Origin of the sequence: Sodalis sp. C49, from assembly GCF_046352915.1 — a bacterium.
In the GTDB taxonomy this organism is placed as follows: domain Bacteria; phylum Pseudomonadota; class Gammaproteobacteria; order Enterobacterales; family Enterobacteriaceae; genus Acerihabitans.
This window is the reverse complement of sequence record NZ_CP163303.1, coordinates 1,329,396-1,345,084: the sequence shown is the minus strand read 5'-3', so window position 1 is coordinate 1,345,084 and position 15,689 is coordinate 1,329,396. Positions and strand designations below refer to the sequence as shown.

Annotated in this window: 18 protein-coding genes; 15 read left to right on the top strand and 3 right to left on the bottom strand. The window is 60.4% G+C overall.

Annotated elements, in window-relative coordinates:
• Positions 1-4: 4 nt before the first annotated feature.
• The 8 genes from ABUK12_RS05970 to ABUK12_RS05935 all read left to right on the top strand — a co-directional run bounded on the left by ABUK12_RS05970 (position 5) and on the right by ABUK12_RS05935 (position 8,652).
• On the top strand, positions 5-1,624 hold the full coding sequence (locus ABUK12_RS05970) for a methyl-accepting chemotaxis protein (protein WP_410016567.1): 1,620 nt from the start codon (positions 5-7) through the stop codon (positions 1,622-1,624).
• A 34-nt stretch (positions 1,625-1,658) separates the two neighbouring features.
• Positions 1,659-2,519 carry a protein-glutamate O-methyltransferase CheR gene (gene cheR, locus ABUK12_RS05965; RefSeq protein WP_410015415.1) on the top strand — a complete coding sequence of 287 codons (861 nt, stop codon included), beginning with the start codon at positions 1,659-1,661 and terminating at the stop codon, positions 2,517-2,519.
• Positions 2,516-3,562: a chemotaxis response regulator protein-glutamate methylesterase gene (locus ABUK12_RS05960; protein ID WP_410015414.1), complete on the top strand. Its 1,047-nt coding sequence runs from the start codon at positions 2,516-2,518 to the stop codon at positions 3,560-3,562. Before cheR ends, ABUK12_RS05960 begins: the two co-directional genes overlap by 4 nt.
• A 40-nt stretch (positions 3,563-3,602) precedes the next feature.
• Complete coding sequence (gene cheY / locus ABUK12_RS05955) at positions 3,603-3,992, top strand: chemotaxis response regulator CheY (RefSeq protein WP_410015413.1); 390 nt, start codon at positions 3,603-3,605, stop codon at positions 3,990-3,992.
• A 12-nt stretch (positions 3,993-4,004) separates the two neighbouring features.
• Positions 4,005-4,646, top strand: a complete 642-nt coding sequence (gene cheZ, locus ABUK12_RS05950; protein ID WP_410015412.1) for a protein phosphatase CheZ — start codon at positions 4,005-4,007, stop codon at positions 4,644-4,646.
• A 148-nt stretch (positions 4,647-4,794) separates the two neighbouring features.
• A complete protein-coding gene (gene flhB / locus ABUK12_RS05945) occupies positions 4,795-5,937 on the top strand; it encodes a flagellar biosynthesis protein FlhB (protein ID WP_410015411.1) in 1,143 nt (380 codons plus the stop codon).
• A 1-nt stretch (position 5,938) separates the two neighbouring features.
• Positions 5,939-8,026 (top strand): flagellar biosynthesis protein FlhA, encoded by a 2,088-nt coding sequence (flhA, locus tag ABUK12_RS05940; protein WP_410015410.1) that lies wholly within the window; start codon positions 5,939-5,941, stop codon positions 8,024-8,026.
• Positions 8,023-8,652, top strand: a complete 630-nt coding sequence (locus ABUK12_RS05935; protein WP_410015409.1) for a flagellar protein FlhE — start codon at positions 8,023-8,025, stop codon at positions 8,650-8,652. Before flhA ends, ABUK12_RS05935 begins: the two co-directional genes overlap by 4 nt.
• Here ABUK12_RS05935 and ABUK12_RS05930 read toward each other — a convergent pair.
• The 3 genes from ABUK12_RS05930 to flgA all read right to left on the bottom strand — a co-directional run bounded on the left by ABUK12_RS05930 (position 8,642) and on the right by flgA (position 10,234).
• Positions 8,642-9,085, bottom strand: coding sequence for a flagella synthesis protein FlgN (locus ABUK12_RS05930; RefSeq protein WP_410015408.1), 444 nt, complete (start codon positions 9,083-9,085; stop codon positions 8,642-8,644). The two genes, ABUK12_RS05935 and ABUK12_RS05930, sit on opposite strands and share 11 nt — an antisense overlap.
• 9 nt (positions 9,086-9,094) lie before the next feature.
• Positions 9,095-9,391 carry a flagellar biosynthesis anti-sigma factor FlgM gene (flgM, locus tag ABUK12_RS05925; protein WP_410015407.1) on the bottom strand — a complete coding sequence of 99 codons (297 nt, stop codon included), beginning with the start codon at positions 9,389-9,391 and terminating at the stop codon, positions 9,095-9,097.
• A gap of 96 nt (positions 9,392-9,487) precedes the next feature.
• A complete protein-coding gene (gene flgA / locus ABUK12_RS05920) occupies positions 9,488-10,234 on the bottom strand; it encodes a flagellar basal body P-ring formation chaperone FlgA (RefSeq protein WP_410015406.1) in 747 nt (248 codons plus the stop codon).
• Positions 10,235-10,429: 195 nt separating this feature from the next.
• Here flgA and flgB point away from each other — a divergent pair, with 195 nt between their 5' ends.
• The 7 genes from flgB to ABUK12_RS05885 all read left to right on the top strand — a co-directional run bounded on the left by flgB (position 10,430) and on the right by ABUK12_RS05885 (position 15,675).
• Positions 10,430-10,840, top strand: a complete 411-nt coding sequence (gene flgB / locus ABUK12_RS05915; RefSeq protein ID WP_410016566.1) for a flagellar basal body rod protein FlgB — start codon at positions 10,430-10,432, stop codon at positions 10,838-10,840.
• A 7-nt stretch (positions 10,841-10,847) separates the two neighbouring features.
• A complete protein-coding gene (gene flgC / locus ABUK12_RS05910) occupies positions 10,848-11,252 on the top strand; it encodes a flagellar basal body rod protein FlgC (protein ID WP_410015405.1) in 405 nt (134 codons plus the stop codon).
• A gap of 12 nt (positions 11,253-11,264) precedes the next feature.
• Positions 11,265-11,933 (top strand): flagellar hook assembly protein FlgD, encoded by a 669-nt coding sequence (flgD, locus tag ABUK12_RS05905; RefSeq protein ID WP_410015404.1) that lies wholly within the window; start codon positions 11,265-11,267, stop codon positions 11,931-11,933.
• 57 nt (positions 11,934-11,990) lie between these two features.
• Entirely contained in the window at positions 11,991-13,196 is a 1,206-nt protein-coding gene (gene flgE, locus ABUK12_RS05900; RefSeq protein ID WP_410015403.1) for a flagellar hook protein FlgE, read from the top strand.
• A 21-nt stretch (positions 13,197-13,217) separates the two neighbouring features.
• Positions 13,218-13,976: a flagellar basal body rod protein FlgF gene (locus tag ABUK12_RS05895; protein ID WP_410015402.1), complete on the top strand. Its 759-nt coding sequence runs from the start codon at positions 13,218-13,220 to the stop codon at positions 13,974-13,976.
• 19 nt (positions 13,977-13,995) lie between these two features.
• Entirely contained in the window at positions 13,996-14,778 is a 783-nt protein-coding gene (gene flgG, locus ABUK12_RS05890; RefSeq protein WP_410015401.1) for a flagellar basal-body rod protein FlgG, read from the top strand.
• Positions 14,779-15,048: 270 nt separating this feature from the next.
• Positions 15,049-15,675: a flagellar basal body L-ring protein FlgH gene (locus ABUK12_RS05885; RefSeq protein ID WP_410016565.1), complete on the top strand. Its 627-nt coding sequence runs from the start codon at positions 15,049-15,051 to the stop codon at positions 15,673-15,675.
• Positions 15,676-15,689: the final 14 nt, after the last annotated feature.

Below are 15,689 nucleotides of genomic sequence, written 5' to 3'. Positions count from 1 at the left end.
AATGATGTTAACGCGTATACGGATTTCCACCAGCCTGATCATGATTGTTTTGATCTTTGGCCTGATGCAGCTGGTCAGCAGCGGACTCTCGTTTGAAAATTTCAGGCGCAGCAGCGAGAACTTTCATCAGGTAGAGGCGGACAACCTGAAACGTAACTCGCTAAGCATGAGCTGGTCGGAGATGCTGCAAACCCGTAATTCCCTGAACCGGGCGGCAACGCGTTTTGCGTCTTATACGCCGCTTGAGCAGATCCTGCCCCTGATGGCGGACGCCAAAAAAAGGCTGAGCCATGGGGAAGCGGTGTTTAAGGAATTCAACGCCTATCCGGCGGACAACGAAGCGGAGCAGGCGCTGCGCGTCAAGACCGTGAAGAGTTTCAAGGAATTCGACCAGGCGATGCATGAGGCGATAGAGATGCTGGACAACGGTAATGTCCAGGCCTTTATGGGCCAGCCCACGCAGAAGTTCCAGGATGCGTTCGAACTGCAGTACAACGCCTATATGACCCAGCTTTCCGGGGTGATTGGCGAAGCCAGCGAGGCAAATCGCATCGCCTATGGCCGTTCGGGCTGGATGCTGGGGCTGATGACCGGCATGACCGCGCTGCTGACGCTGGTGGCCCTGCTGTGGCTGAAACGTATGCTGCTGCGGCCGCTGGCCGTAATGAGCGGCCATTTCAACGCCATTGCCGGCGGCGACTTGGGTAACCGTATCGAGGTCAGCGGACGCAACGAAATCAGCCAGCTGTTTCATCAGTTGGAGACGATGCGCGATGAACTGGCGCAAACGGTGATGACCGTACGCCAGGGCACCGATGCCATGCTTAGCGGCATCCAGGAAATCGCCAGCGGCAATAACGACCTGTCGTCACGTACCGAACAACAGGCTGCGGCGCTTGAGGAAACGGCCAGCAGCATGGAGCAACTGACCTCGACGGTGAAGCAGAACGCCGAAAATGCCCGCCAGGCCAGCAAACTGGCCAGCGATGCATCCAGCACCGCGCAAAAAGGCGGCACGCTGACCGGCAACGTGGTTAAACGCATGGCCGATATCGCCGTAAGCTCGCGCAAAATCAGCGATATCACAAGCGTGATAGACGGCATCGCCTTCCAGACCAATATACTGGCGCTGAACGCGGCGGTGGAAGCCGCACGCGCGGGCGAGCAGGGCCGCGGGTTCGCGGTGGTGGCGGGCGAGGTGCGCAGCCTGGCGCAGCGCAGCGCCCAGGCGGCCAAAGAGATCAAGGGGTTGATTGACGAGTCGGCGACCCGGGTACAGCAGGGATCGGAGCTGGTGGCCTCCGCCGGTGAAACCATGGATGAAATCGTGCGTTCGGTGGCCCGTGTCACCGATATCATGGGTGAAATCGCCTCGGCGTCGGATGAGCAAAGCCGGGGCATTGAACAGGTCGCCACCGCCGTCAATCAAATGGACGCGGCAACCCAGCAGAATGCGTCTCTGGTGGAACAATCAGCCGCCGCCGGCCATGCGCTGGAATCACAGGCGGAAGCATTAATGCAGGCGGTACGGGTATTCAGGCTAACGCAGCATGAGCTGCAGGAAAACCAGGATGAACCATTGGCTTCAGACCTCAGCACCCGGCAACTCGGGTCCATAACCTAACGCCAAACGCAAGCGCGGCGCAGCGAGAAACCCTATGTCAAACCAAGCTGAAATTGCCGCAAAATGGTCTAACTGGGCACAACAGGTGCCCTTATCCGATGTGCATTTCCAGCGCATCTGCCAATTGATCTACCAGCGGGCCGGCCTTGTGCTGGCCAGCCATAAGCGGGAGATGGTGTATAACCGCCTGGTCAGGCGGCTGCGTACGCTGAATATAGCGGACTTCGGCACCTATCTGGCGCTGCTGGATGCCGATGTCAAGGGGCCGGAGTGGGAGATATTCGTCAATGCGCTGACCACCAATCTGACGGCCTTTTTCCGTGAACAGCACCATTTCCCGGTGTTGGCGCGGCACGCCAAGGAGCGGCCGGGACCCTACAGCGTCTGGAGCACCGCGGCTTCCACCGGCGAGGAGCCTTATTCCATCGCCATGACGCTGATGGAAACCCTGACGGGTTCGCTGGCGCAGGTGTCGGTTATCGGCAGCGATATCAATACCCAGGTGTTGGACAAAGCCCGCGCCGGCGTGTACCGCCATGAAGAACTGCGCGGGCTGAGCACCGTGCAGCGGCAGCGGTTCTTTCTGCGCGGCACCGGTCCCCATGACGGGCTGGCGCGGGTCAGGCCCGAACTGAACGCCATGGTGCGGTTTCAGTACCTGAACCTGCTGGCGGCAGAGTGGGCGTTGCCCGGGCCTTTCGACGCGATATTTTGCCGTAATGTAATGATTTATTTTGATAAGGAGACGCAGGAGCGCATTTTGCGCCGCTTCGCGCCGTTGCTGAAGCCCGGCGGGTTGCTGTTTGCCGGCCATTCGGAAAATTTTAGTCAGATAAGCCAGGATTTCAAGCTGCGCGGACAAACGGTCTATCAGCTTACTAAGGAAAGAATATGAGAAAAATCAGAGTGCTTTGCGTAGATGATTCCGCGCTGATGCGCCAATTAATGACTGAAATCATTAATGGTTTTCCCGATATGGAAGTGGTGGCCACCGCGCCCGATCCGCTGGTGGCCCGCGATCTGATTAAAAAATTAAACCCGGAAGTGCTGACGCTGGATGTGGAAATGCCGCGCATGGACGGGCTGGATTTCCTGGAAAAACTGATGCGCCTGCGGCCGATGCCGGTGGTGATGGTGTCGTCACTGACCGGGCGCGGCTCGGAAATCACCCTGCGGGCTTTGGAGCTGGGGGCGATTGATTTTGTGACCAAACCCCAGACCGGCCTGCGCGACGGCATGCTGGCCTATAGCGAAGCCATTGCCGAGAAGATCCGCACCGCCTCCCGCGCCAGGCTGCCGCAGCGGCGCTCGACCGATGCCGCGCCGATCATCCATGTCCCGCTGCTGAGCAGCGAGAAGCTGATTGCCATCGGCGCGTCCACCGGCGGAACGGAGGCGATCCGCCACGTTCTGGAGCCGTTGCCGGCCAATAGCCCGGCGCTGCTGATTACCCAGCATATGCCGCCGGGATTTACCCGCTCCTTTGCCGAACGGTTGAACAAGCTCTGCCAGATAACGGTAAAGGAAGCCGAGGACGGCGAGCGGATATTGCCGGGGCACGCCTATATCGCACCCGGGGCCCGGCATATGGAGCTGGCCCGCAGCGGCGCCAACTACCAGATCCGGCTGCATGACGGCGAGCCGGTCAATCGGCACCGCCCATCGGTGGACGTACTGTTTCATTCGGTGGCGCAATTCGCCGGGCGCAACGCCGTCGGGGTGATCCTGACCGGCATGGGCAATGACGGCGCCGCCGGCATGCTGGCGATGCGCAACGCCGGCGCCTATACCCTGGCGCAGGACGAGTCCAGCTGCGTGGTGTTCGGCATGCCGCGCGAGGCGATTGCCATGGGCGCCAGCAACGAAACCGTGCCGCTGCATCAGATGAGCCAGAGAATGATGGCGCAAATCAGCAGCGGTCAGGCATTACGTATTTAGCGGCCCGCGAGCGGGTTACATGTTAATAACAGGAGTAGGTATGGCGGACAAAGAACTCAGGTTTCTGGTGGTGGACGATTTCGCGACAATGCGTCGCATCGTCCGTAACCTGCTAAAGGAACTTGGCTTTAACAATGTGGACGAAGCCGAGGATGGCGTCGACGCTCTCACCAAGCTGCGCGCCAACAAGATTGATTTTGTCATTTCCGATTGGAATATGCCGAATATGGATGGACTGGCCCTGCTGCAGAATATCCGCGCCGATGGCGCGATGGCCGCGCTGCCGGTGCTGATGGTGACCGCGGAAGCCAAGAAGGAAAATATCATTGCCGCCGCGCAGGCGGGCGCCAGCGGCTATGTGGTTAAGCCGTTTACCGCGGCGACACTGGAAGAAAAGCTTAATAAGATCTTCGAAAAGCTGGGGATGTAATCAGGAGGGGATATGAATAATACACCGACCATGCCGAATGTTAACGCCACCGCCACGGATATCATCTCCCGTATCGGACAATTGACGCGTATGCTGCGCGACAGCCTGAAGGAACTGGGCCTCGACCAGGCCATCGCCCAGGCCGCCGAAGCCATCCCCGACGCCCGCGACCGGCTGGATTATGTGGTGCAGATGACCGCCCAGGCGGCTGAGCGCGCGCTGAACTGCGTCGAGGCGGCGCAACCACGGCAGACCGCCATGGAACGTGGCGCCAAGGGGCTGACCACCCGCTGGGACCAGTGGTTCGACAGCCCCATTGAGCTGGCCGATGCGCGCGAGCTGGTGACCGATACCCGGCACTACCTGGCCGAGGTGCCCGGCCATACCGCCTTTACCCATGCCCAATTGCTGGAGATCATGATGGCGCAGGACTTCCAGGATCTGACCGGTCAGGTGATCAAGCGCATGATGGATGTGATCCAGGAAATAGAAAAGCAGCTGCTGATGGTGTTGCTGGAAAATATGCCGGAGCCGGCGCAGGGCAAACGCGCCAGCGACGGCCTGCTCAACGGCCCGCAGCTTGATCACAGCGTCGACGGCGTGGTGGCCAACCAGGGCCAGGTGGACGACCTGCTCGACAGCCTCGGTTTTTAAATCCTTTCTCCCGGCCCGGACCGTCGTCCGGGCTACGCCTATGCGCCAAATAACCGTCGCTTTAACGCGCTGTTCCCGCCATCGGTCCGGGCGTAATTTGTCATGCTGGTAAGATAATGCCCATGGCAAAACGCATTCGGGAACAGTGATGGCGGAAGACAGCGATCAGGAAAAAAACGAGGCCCCCACCGCCCACCGGTTGGAGAAGGCTCGTGAAGAGGGACAGATCCCCCGATCGCGTGAATTAACCTCGGTATTGATGTTGGTGACCGGGCTGGCCGTGTTATGGATGGGCGGCGAGCCGCTGGCGCGTCAGCTGGCGGCGATGCTGGCCCAGGGATTGCGCTTTGACCACGGTATTATCAGCGACGACCGGCAAATCCTGTTCCAGGTGGAATCGCTTATCGGCCAAACCGTCTGGGCGCTGCTGCCGGTGTTTGCCGGACTGGTGGTGATGGCGTTGGTAGCGCCGTCGCTGCTGGGCGGGGTGATGTTTAATCCCGGCTCGATAAAATTTGATTTAAAAAAACTTAATCCGCTGCCGGGCCTGAAACGGGTGGTATCCGCCCAGTCGCTGTCGGAGCTGTTCAAGGCCATTCTGAAAGCGTTGCTGGCGGGGTGGGTCACCGGCTGGTTCCTGTGGCATAACTGGCCGCGCATGCTGCATCTGGTGCTGGAATCGCCGATCGCGGCGCTGGGGGATGCCCTGGGCCTGATCGCCACCTGCGCGCTGATGGTTATCCTGTCATTTATTCCCATCGTGGCGTTCGACGCCTTTTGGCAACTGTGGAGCCATGTCAAGAAGCTGCGCATGACCCGCCAGGAAATCCGCGACGAGTTCAAGGACCAGGAAGGGGACCCGCACGTCAAAAACCATATTCGCCAGCAGCAGCGCGCCATGTCGCGCCGGCGCATGATGCGCGACGTGCCGGCGGCGGACGTTATCATCACCAACCCGACCCATTACGCCGTCGCGCTGCGTTATGAAGACAGTAAAATGAGCGCGCCGAAGGTGGTGGCCAAAGGCGCCGGCGACATCGCCATGCGCATCCGCGCGCTGGGGGAAACCCATCATGTGCCGATGCTGGAGGCGCCGTCGCTGGCCCGCGCGTTGTACCGGCACAGCGACATCGGCGAGGCCATTCCGGCCCAGTTGTACGCGGCGGTGGCCGAGGTGCTGGCCTGGGTTTACCAGCTCAAGCGCTGGCGCAGCCAGGGCGGCCTGATTCCGAAAAAACCTGAACATTTACCGGTGCCGGCGGCACTGGATTTTGCCCACGAGAAAGAGTGATATGGCCAATCTGGTAGCATTATTACGTTTGCCTTCGAATTTCAAGACTATCCAATGGCAGATCCTGGCCGGGCCGGTATTGATTCTCATGATCCTGTCGATGATGGTGCTGCCGTTGCCGGCCCTGGTGCTGGATCTGCTGTTTACCTTTAATATCGCCCTGTCGATCATGGTGCTGCTGGTGGCGATGTTTACCCGCAAAACCCTCGAGTTCGCGGCCTTTCCCACCATCCTGCTGTTTTCCACGCTGCTCAGGCTGTCCCTGAACATCGCCTCGACGCGCATCATCCTGCTGCACGGCCATTCCGGCACCGCGGCGGCGGGCCGGGTCATCGAGGCGTTTGGCCATTTCCTGGTGGGGGGCAATTTCGCCATCGGTATCGTGGTGTTTATTATCCTGGTGGTGATCAACTTTATGGTGATCACCAAGGGGGCGGGACGTATCGCCGAGGTCGGGGCGCGTTTCGTGCTCGACGGCATGCCCGGCAAACAAATGGCCATCGACGCCGACCTCAACGCCGGCCTGATCGGCGAGGAGGAGGCCAAGTCCCGGCGCAGCGAAGTGACCCAGGAAGCGGATTTCTACGGCTCCATGGACGGGGCCAGTAAATTTGTGCGCGGCGACGCCATCGCCGGCCTGATGATCATGGTGATCAATGTGATCGGCGGGCTGCTGGTGGGCATGATCCAGCACGGCATGAGCCTGGGCAACGCGGCGGAAAGTTATACCCTGCTGACCATCGGCGACGGCCTGGTGGCGCAGATCCCGGCGCTGGTGATCTCCACCGCCGCGGGCGTTATCGTCACCCGCGTGGGCAGCAACGAGGACGTCGGCCAGCAAATGGTCGGCCAGCTGTTCAATAATCCGCGGGTGATGCTGCTGAGCGCCTGCGTGCTGGGGCTGCTCGGGCTGGTTCCCGGTATGCCCAACCTGGTGTTTTTATTCTTTACCGCCATGCTGCTGGGACTGGCCTGGTGGCTGCGTGGCAAGACCATGGACGGTCCCGCGGCCGAGGCGCCGCCCGCGGTGGCGCAGCAGGAAAACGCCTTCGCCAAGGAAGCCAGCTGGAGCGATGTGCAGCTGGAGGATCCGTTGGGCATGGAGGTGGGGTACCGTCTGATCCCCATGGTGGATTTCCAGCAGAACGGCGAGCTGTTGGGCCGTATCCGCAGCATCCGCAAAAAATTCGCCCAGGAAACCGGTTATCTCCCGCCGGTGGTGCATATCCGCGATAACCTGGAGCTGCAGCCCGCCAGTTACCGCATCCTGCTGAAAGGCGTTGAAATGGGGCGCGGCGAGGCCTACCCCGGCCGCTGGATGGCGATTAATCCCGGCGGCGCGGCGGGGGAACTGGCCGGCGACGTGACCCGCGATCCGGCGTTCGGCCTGCCGGCGGTCTGGATTGACAGCGCCCTGAAAGAGCAGGCGCAGATACAAGGCTACACCGTGGTCGAAGCCAGTACGGTGGTGGCCACCCATCTCAACCATCTGATCGGCATCCATGCCAGCGAATTGCTGGGCCGCCAGGAGACGCAGCAGTTGCTGGAACGCGTTACCCAGGAAATGCCGAAACTGACCGAAGACTTTATTCCCGGCACCCTGTCGCTGACGATTTTCCATAAGGTATTGCAAAACCTGCTGGCGGAAAGCGTGCCGATCCGCGATATGCGCACTATTATCGAAACCCTGGTCGAACATGCCCCGGTACAAAAAGATCCGGCGGAGCTGACGGTCGTGGTGCGGGTGGCTCTGGGACGGGCCATTACCCAGCGCTGGTTTCCGGGCGACAGCGAAATCCAGGTCATCGGCCTGGATCTGGCGCTGGAGCGCGTCCTGCTGCAGGCGTTGCAAAGCGGCGGCGGGCTGGAGCCGGGCATGGCGGATCGCGTACTGGCCCAGGCCAGGGACGTACTGGCGCAGCAGGAAAACCTGAACGCGCCGCCGGTATTGCTGGTCAACCATAGCCTGCGCCCGCTGCTGGCGCGCTTTTTGCGCCGCACCTTGCCGCAGATGGCGGTGCTCTCTAACCTGGAGGTCAGCGACCAGCGGCAAATCCGCATGACCTCCATGCTGGGCGCCACCCAGTGACCGGGCGGCGGCAGCGAATCAGGCGTCGTCCGCTGGCGGGGTATCTGATTGCGGGCGCGCTAACCGGCCTGGCGCCGCTGGCCGCCGCCATGCCCGCACTGGGCAATGGCGTGCCGGCCGCCGGGGCGGCGCTTGGCGTCAGCGCGCGAGTGGTGGCGCCGGGGGGCGGTACGGGCCCTGTCCGTATGCCGCCTGCGGATCTTGCCGCGCGGCGCGCGGCGCCGGACGCCCCCGCGGGTTTTGGCCATCAGATCAAGGGCGGCGCGCAGGGAGGATGGCAGGGGACAGGGCAAATGCTGGTGCTTTCCCAGCGCGGCAGCGCCAAAAGCAGCCCGCCGATGCGCCCCTTCGCGCCTTTACCGGCCGGGGTGCGCGTCACGTCGATCAACTGGCGGATAGAAACCGGGCGGCCATTGCCGTCACAGGTTGTTCTGGCGCTCTGCATGCCGGGGAAATGTGTTTATCTGGACGGCCTGGCCGGGCGCAGCGACGCCATGGCTGGCCAGCCTGCGGACAATCCGGTGACGCTATTGATACAAGTCGCTGGGCGCGGGGTGATAAATCAACCGCTGATAGTAAACCGCTACCAGGTGCTGGTGAATTACCAAGGAGACATTAAACGCTGAATTTGCGCCCGAGCGCGCTGCCGCCCAGGGCCTGGCCGTCGGGGCCGTACATGCGGCGCTGGGTTTGATATTCATCCAATACCGATAATACCTGATCGTTATGCTTAAGGTGCTGCGCCAGCAATAAACCGTTACGGTAGTTATTGCGGCTGAGATCTTCCGTCAGGCGCGTGATGGCCAGCCAAATCCGGTGCAGGCCGGGATGCGGCTCATAAGGAGGATTGCCGGCGTCGCTGGCTTGCGCCTGCTGCTGGCGGTGGTGATCCACATACTGCAGGGTGGTTAACTGCTCGTTTTTGTTTTCCGTCACCCGGAGCAGCAACGCCGTATTCACCTGGCCGGCGCTCAGTAAACGCTGTTCTTCCACCAGGGTCAGTTCCAATTGCTGCAAAATACCCAGCATCCGGGCGCAGATCTGTTCCAGTTCGTTCATGGCGGTCGCTTATTCATCCAGCATCGATTGCGTTTGCGCGATCAGCGCATCGGCAATTTTGCCGGTATCTATTTTTAATTCGCCGTTGCGGATCGCCTGCTTCAGGCTTTCCACCTTGGCGACGTTGATGTCATTGCTGCCGGGCTGGCGCAGTTGCGCCTGGGCATCGCTCAGCTTAACCCGCGTCTCTTCGCCGGGCGTGACGGCGGGAGCGGCGGCCTTGGCTTTCGGCGACTGGACAGTACCCTGGTCGTTACCCGGCAGGGTGGACAGGGGTCGTATCGGGCGCGTACTTTCAATACTCATACAATCTCGCTTAGGTAGGGGATAAATGGTGCTAAAGGCTTATCCTGAATTATCGGTCAAATTACCCAAAGCTTTAATTTTTAATCAGCGCGGCCGTTAAGGCTCAATGCGGATGCCGCCATCAGGGGTGACCTGGCCGACGACCATCTGGCCGGACTCCATCCGCACCCGCAGGCGATCGTTGACCGCCGCGTTGCCCATCGCCTTGCCGGTGCCTTGCACCGAAAATCCATCGCCCTGCGCCGTGACCTGCACGGGCTGGCCGGTTTTGACCAGCCAGGGACGACGCAGCATGGCGGCGGTCAATACCTGACCGCTGCCCAGGGCGCGTTCGCTGAGACTCCCGTAAACCCAGGCCATGTCGGTGAGCGGCGTCACGGACATGTTGTCCACGCGCCCGGTCTGCCAGACAACATCCCCCTGCGCCAGCGTCTGGTTAGCGGAAATGGCGCGGGCGGTGACCAGATAGCGATCCGTGACCTGCACCTCGGCCTGCACATAGCGTTTTTGATTGCCGCAGATCACCTGGACACTGATATTCCCCCGGGCGCGATTATTGGCGGGCAATGAAAACTGCGGCTGTTCGCAGTCCGGCCGGCGGGCGGCCGGCGTTTTTACCACCACCTTCAGCTCGACCGGCGGCGAGGCATATTGCCGCAGCAAAAAATCGGTCAGTCCCTCGGTAAGGCGATCGGCCGCCCGGGCGCCGGTGGACAACAGCAGGGCGCCCGCCATGCCATACAAAAATCCGTTGGCTATGCGCCGCGCCGCCATACGCCATGCGCCGCCCGCCGGCGCCCGCGTGGGTTCGCCCTCCGGCTGTTGTCTGTTTTGTCCGCTCACGCCATGACCTTGTCGGTGGAGGAATTGCTGTTACCCGCCTCTTTGCGCGATAACCCCGGAAAACAAGTGTACCGGTCCCCGTTTGCCGCCAATGGGTAAATTAGCACTGCAATTCATGCTTATTCCAACGATAGGGAAGGGAATGTTGCGTCTAAGCTGGCAAGCATAAATCAGTATAGCCTTCTTAGGATAATGATGATTGATAAGCTTGATGCCGCCCTGCAATTCCAGCAGGAAGCCCTCAACCTGCGCGCGCAGCGTCAGGAAATTCTTGCCGCCAATATCGCTAATGCCGATACCCCGGGCTATCAGGCGCGCGATATCGATTTTGCCAGCGAATTAAACAAAGCGATCACCCAGGGACGCGCCAGCGGCAACTCACTGTCGTTGACCACCACGTCGACGCGCCATATCGAGGCGTCCACCTCCACCCCCGCCGCCAGGGAACTATTATACCGCGTGCCGGACCAGCCGGCCCTGGACGGCAATACCGTGGACATGGATCGCGAAAGAACGCAGTTTGCCGAAAACAGCCTGCAATATCAAACCGACCTGACGGTACTGGGCGGACAGATTAAAAACATGATGTCGGTGCTACAGGAGTAAATAGCCCATGGGTATGACTTCGATTTTTGCTATTTCCGGATCGGCGCTTACCGCGCAATCCCAGCGGATGAACGTGGCCGCCAGCAACCTGGCCAACGCGGACAGCGTCACCGGGCCGGACGGCCAGCCCTACCATGCCAAGGAAGTGGTGTTCCAGGTCGCGGCGCCCGCCGGGCAAGAAATAGGGGGCGTGCAGGTCAGCGGGGTGGTGGAATCGTCGGAAGCGGAGAAACTGGTCTTCCAGCCGGGCAACCCCATGGCGGATGAAAAAGGCTATGTGCGGATGCCGAATGTCAACGTGGTCGATGAGATGGTGAACAGCATGTCTGCCTCGCGCAGCTACCAGGCCAATATTGAAGTGCTGAACACCGCCAAAACCCTGATGCAAAAAACCCTGACGCTGGGTCAATAATCGGAGCAACCCATGAGCACCACCGTTAACACCAATAACACCACCGCCACGTCCGCCGCCACCAGTACCAGTAGCAGCAGCGCAGACCTGCAGAATCAGTTTCTGAAGCTGCTGGTGGCGCAGTTGCAAAACCAGGACCCGACCAATCCCATGGACAACGCGCAACTGACCACGCAACTGGCGCAGATCAGCACCCTCAGCGGCATTGAAAACCTCAATACCACCCTGGGGTCGATTTCCGGTCAGCTGACCACCAGCCAGTCGCTGCAGGCGTCCACCCTGGTCGGCCACGGCGTGATGATCGACGGCAGCGGCATTCTGGTGGGCGCCGATAGCTCCACCACGCCGTTCGGCGTGTCGCTGGATAATGCGTCCGCCACCACCACCGTCACCGTTAAGGATTCCGCCGGCACTGTGGTGCGCACCGTCGATCTCGGCGCGCAGACCGCCGGCGTGCATAGCTTTTCCTGGGACGGGACCAACGATGCCGGCGCCGCCGTACCGGAAGGGGCCTACACCTTCACGGTGGCCGCGACAACGGCGGCCGGCGCCAGCGTGGTGAGCACGCCGCTGCAATACGCCGCGGTCTATGGCGTGAACAACAATGCCACCGGCGGCACGGAGCTGAACCTTGGCCTGGCCGGCAACATCACGCTGGATAAGGTTCGTCAAATCATCTAATGGGCACGGGCGCCGTCGAGCGCGGCAGGCCGGGTGTTTTTACCACAGGAGAGTCAAATGGGTTTTTCACAAGCGGTCAGCGGGTTGAATGCCGCCTCAAATAATTTAAACGTTATCGGTAACAATATCGCCAACTCCGAAACCAGCGGCTTTAAATCAGCTTCCGTGTCCTTTGCCGATGTCTACGCCAGCTCCCAGGTGGGGCTGGGGGTCAAGGTGGCCTCGGTGTCGCAGAATTTCAAGGACGGCACGGTGAACACCACCGATAATAATCTGAACGTGGCGATTTCCAACAGCGGCTTTTTCCGCCTGACGGACGCCAGCGGTTCGGTGTATTACTCCCGAAACGGCGATTGGCATCTGGATCCTGAGCGCAACCTGGTTACCACCAGCGGCCTGAACGTGACCGGCTATGCCGCCACCGGCACGCCGCCGACCATACAGCAGGGCGCCAATCCGGTTAATCTCACCATCCCGACCACCGGCATGACGGCGAAAGCCACCACCACCGGCTCTATGACGCTGAAACTCAACTCCGGCTCGGCGATACTCGACGACACCAAGTTCAGCGCCGCCGATACCACCTCCTATAGTTTCGCGCAGCCGCTGACCACCTACGACAGTCTCGGCAATCCGCATAATATGAGCTTTTATTTTGTCAAGACCGCGGATAACACCTGGAAAGTGCATAGCATCGACGGCAGCGACAGCACCGGCACGGTCGACGATCTTGGCACCATGTCCTTCGACACCAACGGCCAACTGACCGGCACCGATAATTTTAATGTCGCTATGAGCGGCGTTAACGGCTCCCTCGCCGGCGCATTCAATATCAGCTTTAAGGGTTCCCAGCAGCAGTACACCACGACCAGCAGCGTCAGCGGCCAGGATCAGAACGGTTATTACGCCGGCGACCTGACCAAGTATGCCATCAATGACGACGGCACCATCACCGGCACCTACTCCAACGGCCAGAACCAGTTGCTGGGACAAATCGTGCTGGCCAACTTCGCCAATCCGCAGGGGCTGAAATCCGACGGCAATAACGTCTGGACCGCCACGTCCGCGTCAGGGCAGGCCGTGGTCGGCACCGCCGGCAGCGGTAATTTCGGTTCGCTGACCCCGGAAGCGCTGGAAAGCTCCAACGTCGATCTGAGCAAGGAGCTGGTCAATCTGATTGTCGCCCAGCGCGATTATCAATCGAACGCGCAGACCATCAAGGCGCAGGACACGATTATGCAAACGCTGGTCAACTTAAGCTGACCACTCTGACGGAATAAGCCAATGGATCACGCAATTTATACCGCTATGGGCGCCGCCGGCCAGACCCTTGACCAGCAGGCGATCATTACCAATAACCTGGCCAACGCCTCGACGCCGGGGTTTCGCGCGCAGCTGTTCGCCATGCGGGCGGTGCCCATCGAGGGCCAGACCCTGCCGACGCGCACGCTGGTGGTCGCCTCGACCCCCGGCGCGCTGATGACCCAGGGGCCATTGGATAACACCGATCGCCCCCTGGATGTGGCGGTTCAGGATCAGGGCTGGCTGGCGGTGCAACTGCCCGACGGCACCGAGGCCTATACCCGTAACGGTAATATGCAGGTGGACGCTACCGGCCAATTGCTGATCCAGGGATATCCCGTCATGGGGCAAGGCGGTCCGCTGACGGTGCCGACCCAATCGGCCATTACGGTTGCGGCCGACGGTACCGTTTCGGCGCTGGGCGACGGCGACGCGCCCAACACCATCGGGCCGGTAGGGCAGCTTAAGCGGGTTAAACCCGCCGACGACAGCCAGTTGGAGCGCGGCGACGACGGCTTATTTCATCTTACCGCCGCCGCCAGCGCCGCGACGGGAGGAACCTTGCCCAACGACGAGACCATTAAGGTCATGCCCGGCGTGCTTGAAGGCAGTAACGTCAACACCGCGGAAACCCTGGTGGATATGATTGGCAGCGCCCGGCGTTTCGAAATGCAGATGAAGGTTATCGCCGATGTCGATCAAAACGCGGAGCATGCCAACCAGCTGCTTTCACTTAGCTAATTTTCGGGAGTATTAACGGATGATCCGTTCATTATGGATTGCCAAAACGGGTCTGGATGCACAGCAGACCAATATGGATGTGATTTCCAATAACCTGGCGAACGTCAGCACCAACGGCTTTAAACGCCAGCGGGCGGTATTCGAGGATTTGCTGTACCAAACGGTACGCCAGCCTGGCGCGCAGTCGTCGGAACAAACCACCCTGCCTTCCGGATTACAGCTGGGCACCGGGGTACGGCCTGTCTCTACCGAACGCCTGCACAGCCAGGGCAATCTTCAGCAGACGGAAAACACCAAAGACGTCGCCATTAACGGCAAAGGCTTTTTTCAGGTGCAAATGCCCGACGGCACCACCGCCTATACCCGCGACGGTTCGTTCCAGGTCAATCAAAACGGCCAGTTGGTGACCTCCAGCGGCTATCTTATCCAGCCGGCGATTACCGTGCCGGAAAATGCCCTGACCGTCGCAGTGGCCCGTGACGGGGTGGTGAGCGTCACCACCCAGGGGCAGGCCGCCGCCAGCCAGGTCGGCCAGCTCACGTTGAGTAATTTTATCAACGAGGCCGGTTTGCAGAGCCTGGGCGAAAATCTCTATCAGGAAACCGACAGCTCCGGCGCGCCGAATGAATCCACGCCGGGCCAGAATGGCGTCGGATTGTTGTACCAGGGGTACGTGGAAACCTCCAACGTCAATGTGGCGGAGGAATTGGTGGACATGATCCAGGTGCAGCGCGCTTATGAAATCAACAGCAAAGCCGTTACCGCCTCTGATGCCATGCTGCAAAAGCTGACGCAGCTCTAAACCGGGTAAAGGCATAGGTTACGTTGTAACATTAAATCAGCATTTCGTTACAACGTAACATATAGCCGACTATGGTGGATTTTTTTAAGTGACGGTGTCACTATTAACCGCGCTTCGCGGCGGCTGATTTGCCGGCCAGGATAGACAGGTCATATGAAACTGAAAAAGAGTACCTTTGCATCGCCAGCAGCCAGGCCGGCGTTTCCGGGCCGGCCTCTGGCGCGCGTACTGGCGGCGCTCGGCCTGTTGACGCTGCAGGGCTGTGCGTATATGCCCCATAAAAACCTGGTGGAAGGCGAAACCAGCGCCCAGCCGGCGCCGGCTTCAATGCCCATTGCCAATGGATCGATTTTCCAGGCGGTGCAGCCGATGAACTACGGTTACCAGCCCTTGTTCGAGGACCGGCGGCCGCGCAACGTCGGCGATATCCTGACCATCACCTTGCAGGAAAACGTCAGCGCCAGCAAAAGCTCCTCCGCCAATACGGCGCGCAAGTCGTCCAATACGCTCAACCTGGCCACCACGCCCGCCATGCTGACCGGCGCCATCGGCAACGGCAAGGTGGATCTGGACGCCGCCGGCACCAATGATTTTGACGGCAAGGGTGGCGCCACCGCCAAAAATACCTTTACCGGCACTATTACCGTGACCGTGCAGCAGGTACTGGCCAACGGCAACCTGAAAGTCGTGGGCGAAAAGCAGATCGCCATTAACCAGGGCGCCGAATATATTCGTTTTTCCGGCATCGTCAACCCGCGCACCATTAACGGCAACAATGCGGTGGTATCCACCCAGGTGGCGGACGCGCGCATCGAATACGTCGGCAAAGGCTATATCAACGAAGCGCAGGAAATGGGCTGGCTGCAGCGCTTCTTCCTTAATATTTCACCCTTTTAACAGGCGGCCGGCAC